The sequence below is a fragment of the Trinickia sp. LjRoot230 genome (genome assembly GCF_964253315.1).
GTDB lineage: Bacteria > Pseudomonadota > Gammaproteobacteria > Burkholderiales > Burkholderiaceae > Trinickia.
On sequence record NZ_CAXUQX020000002.1, the window covers coordinates 72,387 to 85,138 of the forward strand.

Consider the following 12,752-nt stretch of genomic DNA (forward strand, 5'->3'; position numbering starts at 1 on the left):
AACTAGGACAATCGGATTCCTTTTTGCAGGACATTAGACTGGGCAGCACTGAAACGCTGTATCAACGCGCCCGCCTATGTCCGCTTTGTCTTTAGCCGATGTCTACCGCGCTCGCCAGCGGATCGAGGGGCGCGTCGTTCGCACGCCGCTGATCGCCTCTGCCGCGCTTTCCCGGGTGGCTGGCGTACCGGTTTATTTCAAGCTCGAAACCCTGCAGCCGACGGGCAGCTTCAAGATTCGCGGCGCGACGAACGCGCTGGCGCAATTGGCCGGGCAGGGTGCGAAGGGCGTTGTCACCGCTTCGACCGGCAATCATGGCCGCGCCATCGCGCATGCGGCGCGCGGCTTCGGCATGGAAGCGGTCGTCTGTCTTTCCGCGCTCGTTCCGCAAAACAAGGTGGATGCTGTGCGCGCGCTCGGTGCGCAAGTGCGCATCGTCGGCAAGAGTCAGGATGACGCCGAGGTCGAAGCGCAGCGTCTTGCACGCGAAGCGGGCCTCGCCTATGTGCCGCCGTTTGACGACCCCGCGGTGATCACCGGGCAAGCCACGATCGGCCTGGAAATCGTGGAGGCGCTGCCTGACGTTGCGCATATCGTCGTGCCGCTTTCGGGCGGAGGATTGTTCTCCGGCGTGGCGCTTGCGGCCAAGCAATGCTCCGCACAGGTGCGCCTCACGGGGGTCACGATGCGCCGCGGCGCCGCAATGCATGCCAGCCTGGCAGCGGGCAAGCCCGTGCTCGTGGATGAGCTCGATACGCTCGCCGATTCGCTGGGCGGTGGCATTGGCCTCGGCAACCGCTATACGTTCGCGATGACGCAAGCGTTGATCGACGATGCCTTGCTCGTCGACGAAGACGCGATCACGCGAGCTGTCGTCCACGCCTATCAGCAAGAGCGCTTGGTGATCGAGGGCGCCGCGGCGGTTGGAATCGCGGCGGTGCTCGAAGGTGGGCTCGCAAGCGGGAGCAACGAGGCAAGCGATAGCGCGTCCGGCCCCATCGTCATCGTAGTGAGCGGGGCCAACATCGATATGAACCTGCATCGACGCTTGCTGCTTGCCGCAGCCGCGACCGATGCGGAACCCGGAGCGGACTTGCCATGAACGCCATTTCCATCGTCGGCGAAGCGACGCTTCGCCGGCTCGTTCCACTCGACCTCGCAGCGATCGATCAAGTCGAAGCGGCCTTTGCTTCGCTTGCGACCGAGGCCGTTGCCATGCCGCCGATTTTGCGGCTGGATTTGCCGCAGCATCATGGCGAGGTCGACGTCAAGACCGCCTATTTGCCGCGCTTCGATAGCTTTGCGATCAAGGTAAGCCCGGGGTTTTTCGATAACCCGGCACTGGGCTTGCCGAGCTTGAATGGCTTGATGCTCGTGCTGAGTGCGAAGACTGGTTTGACCGAGGCGGTCTTGCTCGATAACGGTTACCTGACGGCCGTGCGCACGGCCGCGGCAGGTGCTGTTGCGGCGCGCTGGCTCGCGCGCAGCAATGCGAGCCGCGTTGCGGTGATCGGCGCGGGCGAGCAGGCGCGGTTGCAACTGCAAGCACTTGCCATCGTTCGCTCGATCAACGCAGCGACGGTGTGGGCACGTAGTCAGCCGGCGGCCGAGGCATTCGCGCTCAACGTGCGCGATACGCTGGGCATTCAATGCGACGTGGCGCACGACGTGCATGGCGCGTTAGCTGCAGCGGACATCGCGATTACCACGACACCAAGCCGCGAGCCACTTGTACACGCGGCGGATTTGCACGCTGGCCTGCATATCACCGCGATGGGATCGGACGCCGAACACAAGAACGAAATTGCTCCGGCAGCGCTCGCAGCGGCACGTTATATCTGCGATCGCCTGAGCCAGACGCGCGTGCTCGGCGAATGGCACCATGCGATCGAAAGCGGCGTGGTGGCGCACGATGCGGCGTTTGCCGAACTGGGGGAAGTCATTGCCGGGAAGATGCCGGGACGTACGAGCGCAAACGACGTGACGATTTGCGATTTAACCGGCACCGGCGCGCAGGACACGGCGATCGCGGCGCTCGCGCTGGAAAGGGTGCGCGCCGCGGGTGCCGGCACGACGTTTTGCAACGAATGAGTCTAGTTGATCCGAGAGGAAAAAGATGGCGGAAAACATCATGCAGCAACCCGTCCCCGTGCGTTTGACGACGCCGACCGTGCACTTGCCTTTCGAACGCGCCGAATACGATGCGCGCATTGCGAAGACGCGTCGCGCGATGCAAGGCGCGGGCATCGATTTGCTCATCGTGACGGACCCGAGCAACATGGCCTGGCTAACGGGCTACGACGGCTGGTCGTTTTACGTGCATCAGTGTGTATTGCTGGCGCTCGACGGCGAACCGCTCTGGTTCGGGCGCGGGCAAGATGCGAATGGTGCAAAGCGGACCGTGTTCATGGAGCACGCCCAGATCGTTGGTTATCCTGATCATTATGTGCAGTCGCCCGAGCGTCACCCGATGGAATACCTCGCGCGCGAGGTCATCGAGGCGCGTGGCTGGAGCGGCGTGCGCATCGGTGTCGAACTCGACAACTATTACTTCAGCGCGGCGGCCTACGTTTCGCTCGTGCGCAATCTGCCGCAAGCGAAGTGGGTCGACGCGACAGGGCTCGTCAATTGGCGGCGCGCCGTCAAATCGCCGCGCGAAATCGAGTACATGCGTATCGCGGCGCGCATCGTCGAAAAAATGCATGCGCATATCGTCGAGCGAATCGAGCCAGGTATGCGCAAAAACGATCTGGTCGCCGAGATTTCGGCGGCCGGCATCACGGGCACCGGCGAATATGGCGGCGACTATCCTGCCATTGTGCCGCTGTTGCCGACGGGGGCCGATGCCGCAGCGCCGCACTTGACCTGGGACGACACACCGTTCGCCGCAAACGCCGGCACGTTCTTCGAAATCGCCGGCTGCTACAAGCGCTATCACTGCCCGCTCTCGCGCACGGTGTATCTCGGCAAACCACCAAAGCATTTCATCGAGGGGGAACGTGCCGTCGTGGAGGGAATCGAGGCAGGTCTTGCCGCCGCGAAACCCGGCAACACCTGCGAAGACATCGCCAATGCATTCTTCGCAGTCCTAAGTAAATTCGGCATCGAGAAAAACAGTCGTTGCGGCTATCCGATTGGTGCGAGCTATCCGCCCGACTGGGGCGAGCGCACGATGAGCCTGCGCCCGGGGGACAAGACCGTTCTCCAACCCGGCATGACGTTTCACTTCATGCCGGGGCTCTGGCTCGACGATTGGGGCCTCGAGATCACCGAAAGCATTTTGATTACCGAGACGGGCGTCGAGCCTTTTTGTAATACACCGCGGCGGCTTTTCGTGAAGGAGTGATGCACGATGCGAGCTTCTCCGATTCAGCCGACGATCGATTTCGACGCGCCGGGCGAGCAGCATGGATTCTTGAAGCTGCCGTATTCGCACGATGCGTCAGCGTGGGGCGCCGTGATGATTCCGATCACCGTGATCAAACGCGGCGATGGGCCCACCGCATTGGTCACGGGGGGCAATCATGGTGACGAGTATGAAGGGCCGATTGCACTTTCGAAACTGGCGTCGACGCTGAAGGCCAGCGATGTCACGGGCCGCGTGATCATCGTGCCGTTCATGAACTACCCGGCGTTCCGCGCGGGCAGCCGAACGTCGCCGATCGATCAGGGCAATTTGAACCGCAGTTTTCCGGGGCGGCCCGACGGCACGGTCACCGAGAAAATTGCTGACTACGTTCAACGTTATTTGCTGCCGCTGGCCGATTACGTGCTCGACATCCATGCCGGCGGCAAAACGCTCGATTTCGTGCCGTTTGCGGCAATCCACGTGCTGGCCGACGCGCAGCAGCAAGCGCGTGCCGATGCCGCGATGCGCGCGTTCGGCGCGCCGTATTCGATGCGGATGCTCGAACTGGATAGCGTGGGGCTTTTCGATACTGCCGCGGAAGCGGCGGGAAAAGTGTTCGTGACCACCGAGCTCGGCGGTGGCGGAAGCGCGAGCGCAGCCAGTGTCGGCGTTGCCGAGCGGGGTCTGCGCGGTTTTCTGGTCAATGCCGGCATCTGTGCATCGGCCGGCAACGGACACAACGGTGCGCGTACGACCACGCTGCTCGATATGCCCGATGGCGATTGCTACACGACGAGCGAGCACGATGGCTTGCTCGAAATGTGCAAGGACCTCGGACAGAGTGTCGAAGCAGGAGAGCTGCTCGCGCGTATTCACGATGCGACGCGCACCGGTGCGCGGCCGCGCGAATACCGGGCACGTCGCAGCGGCTTGCTCGCCGCGCGGCATTTTCCGGGCCTCGTGCAAGTCGGAGACACGATCGCGGTGGTAGCCGATGTGGTCGAACGCGGAATAGCCGCGGGCTGCGCGAGCGCTTGACCCCGTGCCATGAACGCGATCAAGCTGGACCGATACGACCTTGCCATCTTGCGTATTTTGGCGCGCGACGGCCGCATCACGAAGTCGCGGCTGGCCGAGGAAGTGAACTTGTCGATCTCGCCGGCGTGGGAGCGCGTGCGGCGGCTCGAAGAAAGCGGTCTGATTCGCGGTTATCGCGCCGACGTCGATTGGACTGCCGCGTTCAAGGGCAGCCGAATCATCGTCGAAATCGCGCTCGCGCGACATACGGCTCAGGATATGGGGCGTTTCGAGCAACGCGTGGCGGCGGCGCCCGAGGTCGAGCAGTGTTATGCGACGGGCGGCGGCGTCGATTACGTGATGCACGTGGCGTCGCGCGATATCGATCACTATCAGCGCTTCATCGATTCGCTGCTGGCTGATGAGCTTGGCATTGAACGCTACTTTACGTACATCGTGACGAAGGTGGTGAAGCGTTATCCGGCAGATGTGCCGTCGTGGGTCGGGCAGGGCGACGAAGGCGGATGAACGAAAAAGTCGTGTGAGCAGTGCTTCGAACAGAAAAAAATTGGCTCGCAGCCGCACGAAACCGAAAATGTCGCGCCGCAACGGCCGCTAAAGTGACAGACATGGATCGACAAACGAAGGAGCCTTCCATGTTGCTGGGTCATCCCGTACTGATGAAGTCGCTTTGCTATATCGACGGACGGTGGGTGCATAGCGATAACACCGAGACCGTCGCCGTCGTCAATCCGGCGGACCAGAGCGTGCTGGGCCATGTGCCGATGCTCACCCGCTCGCAAATCGAAAGCGCGGTCATTGCGGCGCAGCGTGCGTTCGAAAGTTGGCGTTGGACGCCCGTCAATCAGCGCGCCGCGATGTTGTCGCGCTGGCACGAACTCGTCTTGCGTCATCGCGACGATCTCGCCGCGATCTTGTCGCTCGAGCAAGGCAAGCCGCTTAAAGAAGCGCGCGGCGAGATTGCATACGCAGCCAGCTTTATCGACTGGTTCGCCCATGAGGCAAAGCGCCTTTCAGGGCGCAATGTGCCGAGCCATATCGATGGCGCACATCCGGGGACGATCATCGAACCGGTCGGCGTGGCGGCGCTTATCACGCCGTGGAATTTTCCGGTTGCGATGATCACGCGCAAGGCCGCGGCTGCGCTTGGAGCCGGTTGCACAGTAGTGGTCAAACCGGCTCATGAAACACCTTTTTCCGCGCTTGCGCTTGCGCAATTGGCTGAGGAAGCCGGCTTTCCACGCGGGGTGTTCAACGTCGTGCTCGGCGACCCGAACCTGGCGATGCAAACGCTGGTGGGCGACCCGCGTGTGCGCGCGGTGAGCTTTACCGGATCCACACGTGTGGGTGCACTCGTGACACGTGCTGCCGCGCATGCTGGTATCAAGAAGGTCGCACTGGAGCTGGGCGGTAATGCGCCGTTCATCGTCACGGCCGATGCGGATCTCGAGCAGGCCGTGCAAGTCGCGGTGGCCGCCAAGTTTCAAACGTCCGGCCAGGATTGCTGCGCGGCCAATCGCATTTTTGTTGCGCGCGAACTATATGGTGCGTTCGTCGACCGATACAGCAATGCCGTTCGTGCGCTGAAGGTCGGTCCTGCGTTCGAGGCCGATGTCGATATTGGCCCGCTGATGCATCAGGCGGCGTTCGACGCGACGATCGAGCGCGTGGCCGACGCGCGCGAGGCCGGTGCACGCATTACCGTCGGCGGCTCGCCTCACGCACTGGGCGGCTGGTTCTTCGAGCCCACCGTTATTGCTGACGCCGCTCCCGGCATGCGCGTGTACGACGAAGAGAATTTCGCACCGATCTCGGCCGTTTCACCGTTCGATTCGCTCGACGAAGTCATTAGGAGTGCGAACGATACCGAATACGGCCTCGCCGCATACGTCTGCGCAACGAACCTCAACACCATTTTCCAACTGATTCGCCGGCTCGATTTCGCGATGGTCTCGGTCAACGGCGTGAAATTCACGGGCGCGCCGATTCCATTTGGCGGAATGAAGGCCTCCGGTCTTGGTCGTGAAGGGGGCGCGGAGGGCTTCGAACCTTTCGTCGAGACCAAATATTTTTGCCTCGGCCAACTCGGCTTGCCGACAACCGATGCTGTATCGCCTGAACGGGTTGCTGCTGCTGTGGCGGCGCGCTGATTTAATCGACTTTATCTATACGGAGAAACTCATGACCGAACTCGAGCGTCTTTTTGCGGCGGATCGCGCCCATTTCATGCATCCGTCGACGCATGCCCATGACCACGCGAGCGGCTTGCTGCCTGGACGCATCGTGACAGGGGCGAGCGGTATCCGCATTGAGGATCACGAGGGCCGCTCGTACCTCGACGCGTTTGCCGGTCTCTACTGCGTCAACATCGGCTATGGCCGGACCGAAGTGGCCGATGCCATCTACGAGCAGGCGAAAAAGCTCGCTTACTATCACACGTATGTGGGCCATTCGACGGACACCATCATCGAGCTATCGTCGCGCATCATCGACTGGTCGCCCGATGGCATGAAGAAGGTCTATTACGGCATGTCCGGCTCAGATGCCAACGAAACGCAGATCAAGCTCGTCTGGTACTACAACAACGTTCTGGGCCGTCCGAACAAGAAGAAGATCATCTCGCGCGAACGCGGCTATCACGGCTCGGGCATCGTCACCGGAAGTCTGACCGGTCTGCCGAGCTTTCATCAATACTTCGATTTACCGATCGAGCGGGTCAAGCACACCGTGTGTCCGCACTGGTACCGCAAGGCGCCGGTCGGCATGAGCGAAGCGCAGTTCGTCGCCTATTGCGTTGAAGAGCTCGAGAAGCTGATCGCTCGCGAGGGTGCGGACACCATCGCCGCATTCATCGGCGAACCCGTAATGGGAACGGGTGGCATTCTGCCGCCGCCTGCCGGCTATTGGCCCGCAGTCCAGCAAGTGTTGAAAAAGCACGACATCCTGCTGATTGCCGATGAAGTGGTATGCGGCTTCGGTCGCCTCGGCTCGAAAATGGGATCGCAGCATTACGGCATTCAGCCCGATTTGATCACGGTCGCCAAGGGATTGACGAGCGCTTACGCCCCGCTTTCCGGGGTGATCGTAAGCGAACGGGTGTGGGATGTGATCGGCAAGGCTTCACAGGAATTCGGCGCAATGGGGCACGGCTGGACCTACTCGGGCCATCCGATTTGCGCAGCTGCGGCACTGGCGAACCTCGATATTCTCGAGCGCGAGCGCATTCCCGAGAACGCCGCACAGACTGGTGCATATTTGCTCGCGCAGTTGCATGCGACCTTCGACTCTCATCCGCTGGTTGGTGAAGTACGCGGAGCGGGTATGCTTGCTGCGCTCGAGTTCATGGCAGACAAGGACGAGCGCCAGCCATTCGATGCCGGGCTCAAGATCGGGCCTCGTGTGTCGGCCGCGGCGTTGCGACGCGGGTTGATCGCGCGTGCGATGCCACATGGCGACATCCTCGGTTTCGCGCCGCCGCTCGTTACCACGCGTGCCGATGTGGACGAAATCATACGCTTGGCGCGTGAGGCGGTCGATGAAGTAGCGACGGAAGTCGCCGGAGCGACCGCTACCGCTTGATTCGCCGGCTACCGCAAAATCTCACTGAAATCTCGCAGCGCCCCGCTAGTCTCCTTGCCGCAAGACGGAGGCTGGCGGTTTTTTTTGTTTTCTTTCGTTTTATCCTCCGTCCTCGACTGACGGAAGACGGCAGCACTGCTTCGCCAAGTTGTGGAAAGTGACAGCGAGTGCCGGCAAATTGAGAAATTTTGCGCTCATCGTTCCACAGCGACCGCAGGCGCCGCTAAAATTCGATCCGTTTAAGCTCACGAAATTGGAGGAATTTGTCCGTGGCGACCTATAAAGAATTACTCGCGAAAAAGCAGGAGTTGGACGCGGAAATCGAAAATGCGCGTCAGGTTGAAGCACAATATGCGCTTAATCAGATCCGCGAAACCATCGCAACGTTTGGATTCACCCCCGAAGATGTGTTCGGCGTGCGGCGCAAAGGCAAGGCGCCGAACCGCGCGCCACAGTTCCGTAACCCGGAGACGGGCGAAACTTGGGGTGGCCGCGGTCCGCACCCGCGCTGGCTCAAAGGCAAAGATCCCGAGGAGTTTCGCATCAAGAGCTAATGGGATTTTCGCCAAGCAAATAAAACGTGGCGCATCCCGGTTCTTATAGGATTGCGCCAGGCAAAAACGCCTCGAGTTTTTGCAGCAGTGTCGCGCGGCGAAACGGTTTCACCATGAAATCGGCTGCTCCGGCTCGCAAGCTTTCCATTACCACGGTCCGTTCGCTGTGTCCTGTCACCATAATGACGGGGATGTGCGCGAGCGGGCGCACCGACTTTAACCGTCGCGTCAATTCCATGCCGGTCACATCGGGCAGATCGATATCCATCAGCACGAGGTCCGGGCGGCGATTCCAGATTGCGCCGAACGCTTGTGCACCGCTCGTGGCGCAACTCAGATCGACCTTTGTGCCGTCGAGCAATCGCGCGAGAAGCGAACGCTGAAACGCATCGTCATCGACTACAAGCACAGCGGGCCGCACCCGTTGCGCGAGTTCGCCCATCGCCCGCGCTGCGCGCAGTTGCGGCCCAAGCGCCACCGCCAGCGCTTGGGCGGCGTGGCAAAGCGCGTCCACCGATTCCCCCAAACGTCGAAACGGGCGGGCACACGCGTCGCCGGCCTCATGTTGCGCGGTGGCGGCTACCGCGCCCGTACGGTCGACTTCGCACGCGAATCGCCGCGCGAGTTCGGCGAGCGTTGGCTCCAAGCTCGCGATATGTCGCGCATGCGCTGCCAATTGGCCGGCGCTCACCGCATCGGGCGAGCTTTTGGAGAGCCTGTGCAGCGCATGGTGCACGGCCATTGCAAGGCGCGGCCCGTCGTTCGTGGTTGGCCAAAACAACACGTAATCGTCGAACACGCCGCGCTTGCATGAATCGTAGACGCGTCGTAATTCGTCTGCCGCGCATAGAACGATCGTTCTGTGCGGTATCGCATGAATTAGCCGGCTCGCGCCATAGAGCCGGTCGCAGTAGCGCGTGGCTGCGTCGAATCTATCGAAAGCAAGCACGACGACGACGGGGCGAAATGCTTCGAAGTCCGAAACAATGCACTCTGTACGGGTCGAAATGCGCACACAGCGGAATTCGTCCTCGACGAGACGCGCAACGCGGCGGGCGCTCGCTTCGGTTTCGGCTGCAATCAGTATTGACGGATCGTCTTTCAACGGGCTCACCTGTTGGCGCATTGCGCGCGCAGGTGGCCCCAAGGTTTGCAGGCTCAGCCCGTTCGGCTTGCCGGCAAGGCCTGCGACAGAATCCGCGCGGCTTCGACGGCCTCACTGTAGGCCGCGTCGAACTGCGCGCTCAGTTCGGTACAAGACATTTCGACGCCTTCCTTCGCATCGCTCTCGATGCGCGCACAGAGCTCGCCGAGTGCGAGCGCGCCGATCGAACGCGATGACGACTTGAGCTTGTGCGCAATCGCCGCTGCCTCGTGCGTGCGGCCTTCGTTCAAACAGGTACGCAATTGCACGGCCAGGCTTGCCGAACATTCCACGTATTCGCCCAGCAACGCGAGCACCGTTTCCTGATCGTCGCCTACGATGGCGCGCAGCACCTCGAGATCGATGATGCGCTCGGGGTCCGTCATCGGCTTCCGGTTGCCTGGCGGCACAAGTTGCGTGGGGCTTGGGGTCGGGCTCTCGACGGCGCCGAGCTCGACGTCGGCAGCGATATGCACCGTCGCAATCCAATGTTCGAGCGCCTGCTGCAGCAACGCAAGCTTCAGTGGTTTGGTCAGATAGTCGTCGATGCCGAATGCCTTGGCTCGGCTTGCTTCGCCGTGAATAGCGTTCGCGGTCAACGCGACGACGGGCACACGCTTGCGTTGCGTACGCAACTCTTCTTCGCGAATGGCTTGCGCGAGTTCATAGCCGTCGCGGTTTGGCATATGAAGGTCGGTGAGGACGAGCCCGTAGGGTTTGTTCTGCCACATCTTGAGCGCTTCGTCGCCATCGTTCGCCATATCGGCCACATAGCCCAGCAACTCGAGTTGACGCGAAATCACTTTGCGATTGATCTGGTCGTCCTCAGCAACGAGAATCTTCGGGCCATGGGCACCGCTCTGCGCCACGCGAAACGTCGCAGCTCCGTGCTCGTCGCCCGACGTACCGGCCGGCAGCACGGCTTTGCCGGCGGCGAGCGCGACTGCGTCGAGCAACGCGCGACGGCGCAGCGCCTGGGCGCCGATCGACACGCTTCCATCGGTTTCCGAATGCAGCATCAGGCCGCGAGCCGGCGTGATGGTGACCCGGCCCGCCGGGCACGCGCCGGCCGCATAGCGCCGGTCTTCGCCGCATATCAGCACGGCTTGGCCTACCGCATGCGCGAGCTGACGGTCCGCCTCCTCGGCGTCGTGCGCGATGGCAACATCCGCGGCCGCACTGCGCAGGTAGTCGGCCAGATCGTGAGCATCGAAATCAGCCGATTGCGCGACGACGCACGAGAGCCCCGAAAGATCGGGCAATACGCGCGGCGCGGCGTCCGGCACCGCTTGCAGCGGCAGGCTGACCGTAAACGTCGAACCCTTGCCGAGTTCGCTTGCCACCGACACCTCGCCGTCCATCATCGTCACAAGGCGACGGCAAATCGCGAGACCGAGACCGGTGCCGCCAAAGCGGCGCGTCGTCGATGCTTCAGCCTGGTTGAAGGGGCGAAAGAGCGTCGCGAGTGTATCGGGCGCCATGCCGATGCCGTTGTCGGCAATTTCGAAACGGATCGTCGATGCGTTCTCTTCACCCGGTTCGACTCTGACCGAAACACGTCCCGGCACATCTTGCCGGCTACCGGAGAACTTGATCGCATTGCCGACCAGGTTGTACAGAATCTCCCTTAAGCGCGTATCGTCGGACATCACCAGCGCGGGCAAGCGCGGAGAAACATAAGTGCGCAGCGCGACGCCGCGCGCATCGGCAACGGTCGCCAGCGAGGATGTGAGCCCGTCGACGATTTCCTCGATGGCAATTGGCACCGATTCGATTTGCAGTTTGCCGGCTTCGATCTTCGAAAAGTCGAGGATGTCGTCGATGATCTGCAACAGTGCCGACGCGCAGTCCCGGATAGTAAAGACCATCTCTTTCTGGTCGATGGTCAGCGTCGAGCGCGCCAGGACTTCGCTCATGCCAATCACGCCATTCATCGGCGTACGGATTTCGTGGCTCATCGTGGCAAGGAACGCGCTCTTGGCGCGCGAGGCGGCTTCTGCATCGGAGCGGGCCTGCTCGAGTTGCTCGGCCTTGGCCATTTCGCGCAAGTTCGCGGCCGCGAGGCTTTCGACCAGCATGTGCGTGCGGCGGTCGGCGAGCATGATGAGCAACGACAGCAAGATGGCGGCGCATAGCAAGAACGCGCTGCGCATGCGCCAGGGCGCGAGAAATTCCTGCGTCGAATAGCCGACGGTGACGGCAAGCGGATAGCCCGCGAGCGTTTGATAGCTGACGACACTATCGAGCCCTGTCACGAACGACGGAGTGCGCAGCGTACCAGTCGATGCGTGCGACAGGGCACGCCGTAGCGCGTCACCCGGCGGTAGCGCGGCTCCGACGGAGTTGTTTTGTCCGGCGCGCAGCGCCCGGATAACGAAGTCGCGCGTGCCGACAACGCTCACGATGCCCTGTTTGCCGATTCGCAAGCCGTTATAAAGCTCCGTGAAATAGGAGGGATCGACAGACACCACGACGACGCCGAGAAAGCGCCCGTCGAGACTGTTGATGCGTTGCGAAAGCTGCAGCGATGGTTTTTTGCTCGCGCGCCCAATGAGTGGTCGGCCAATTGTGAGCGCGGTGCTCGGATTGTCGCGGTGAACTTTGTAATGCGCTCGATCGGAAAGATCGATCGGCTTGAAATTCGGGATGGTCGACGCACGCAGATAGCCCTGCGCATCGATGACGGCCACCTGAACGAAGACGTCGAGCTTTAAAAGCCCCGAACTGACGTAATAGGCCAGTGGAATCGATACCCCGTCGTTTTGCACCTGCCAGGACACGAGCGCGGCAACCTGCTCGGCTTCGCGTATGACGCGCACAGTGTGCGCGCTGAGCGCGTCGGCAAGTGCAGTGGCACCCACGCGCGCATTGTTCATTTCGACGTGCTCGTCCCACATCGTCAACGCGCCGAGGGCGAGCCATAGCGTTGCGATCAGCAGAAGGCTCTGCAGCCGCAGATTTCCTGCGCGCCTCCAACGCGCCGCAGGCCGCTTGCCGGGCGACGGGACGGGCGACGCGTCAGCTTGCGCATCGGTCGTGGCATCCATCATCTGACTCGAAAAAACACCTCGGAAATTAGGGCCATTCG

The 12,752-nt window shown here is 61.8% G+C and carries 10 protein-coding genes; 8 read left to right on the forward strand and 2 right to left on the reverse strand.

The window, feature by feature from the left end:
* The first annotated feature begins 76 nt into the window (after positions 1-76).
* The 8 genes from eutB to ACSQ20_RS19660 all read left to right on the forward strand — a co-directional run bounded on the left by eutB (position 77) and on the right by ACSQ20_RS19660 (position 8,520).
* Entirely contained in the window at positions 77-1,102 is a 1,026-nt protein-coding gene (gene eutB, locus ACSQ20_RS19625) for a hydroxyectoine utilization dehydratase EutB (RefSeq protein ID WP_436023370.1), read from the forward strand.
* Complete coding sequence (locus ACSQ20_RS19630) at positions 1,099-2,091, forward strand: cyclodeaminase (RefSeq protein ID WP_436023372.1); 993 nt, start codon at positions 1,099-1,101, stop codon at positions 2,089-2,091. The genes eutB and ACSQ20_RS19630 overlap by 4 nt, the downstream gene beginning before the upstream one ends.
* A gap of 40 nt (positions 2,092-2,131) precedes the next feature.
* Complete coding sequence (gene doeA, locus ACSQ20_RS19635) at positions 2,132-3,346, forward strand: ectoine hydrolase DoeA (protein ID WP_436023374.1); 1,215 nt, start codon at positions 2,132-2,134, stop codon at positions 3,344-3,346.
* Between the two features lie 6 nt (positions 3,347-3,352).
* Positions 3,353-4,387, forward strand: a complete 1,035-nt coding sequence (gene doeB, locus ACSQ20_RS19640) for a N(2)-acetyl-L-2,4-diaminobutanoate deacetylase DoeB (protein WP_436023376.1) — start codon at positions 3,353-3,355, stop codon at positions 4,385-4,387.
* Between the two features lie 18 nt (positions 4,388-4,405).
* Entirely contained in the window at positions 4,406-4,894 is a 489-nt protein-coding gene (locus ACSQ20_RS19645) for an Lrp/AsnC family transcriptional regulator (protein ID WP_436025753.1), read from the forward strand.
* A 128-nt stretch (positions 4,895-5,022) separates the two neighbouring features.
* Positions 5,023-6,537 carry an NAD-dependent succinate-semialdehyde dehydrogenase gene (locus ACSQ20_RS19650; RefSeq protein ID WP_436023378.1) on the forward strand — a complete coding sequence of 505 codons (1,515 nt, stop codon included), beginning with the start codon at positions 5,023-5,025 and terminating at the stop codon, positions 6,535-6,537.
* Between the two features lie 31 nt (positions 6,538-6,568).
* Positions 6,569-7,966 (forward strand): aspartate aminotransferase family protein, encoded by a 1,398-nt coding sequence (locus ACSQ20_RS19655; protein ID WP_436023380.1) that lies wholly within the window; start codon positions 6,569-6,571, stop codon positions 7,964-7,966.
* 269 nt (positions 7,967-8,235) lie between these two features.
* Positions 8,236-8,520 carry an H-NS histone family protein gene (locus tag ACSQ20_RS19660; protein WP_436025755.1) on the forward strand — a complete coding sequence of 95 codons (285 nt, stop codon included), beginning with the start codon at positions 8,236-8,238 and terminating at the stop codon, positions 8,518-8,520.
* A gap of 43 nt (positions 8,521-8,563) precedes the next feature.
* Here the strand turns inward: ACSQ20_RS19660 and ACSQ20_RS19665 are convergent, their stop codons facing one another.
* Positions 8,564-9,634: a response regulator gene (locus ACSQ20_RS19665; RefSeq protein ID WP_436023382.1), complete on the reverse strand. Its 1,071-nt coding sequence runs from the start codon at positions 9,632-9,634 to the stop codon at positions 8,564-8,566.
* 44 nt (positions 9,635-9,678) lie between these two features.
* Entirely contained in the window at positions 9,679-12,714 is a 3,036-nt protein-coding gene (locus ACSQ20_RS19670; RefSeq protein ID WP_436023384.1) for an ATP-binding protein, read from the reverse strand.
* Between the last annotated feature and the right edge of the window lie 38 nt (positions 12,715-12,752).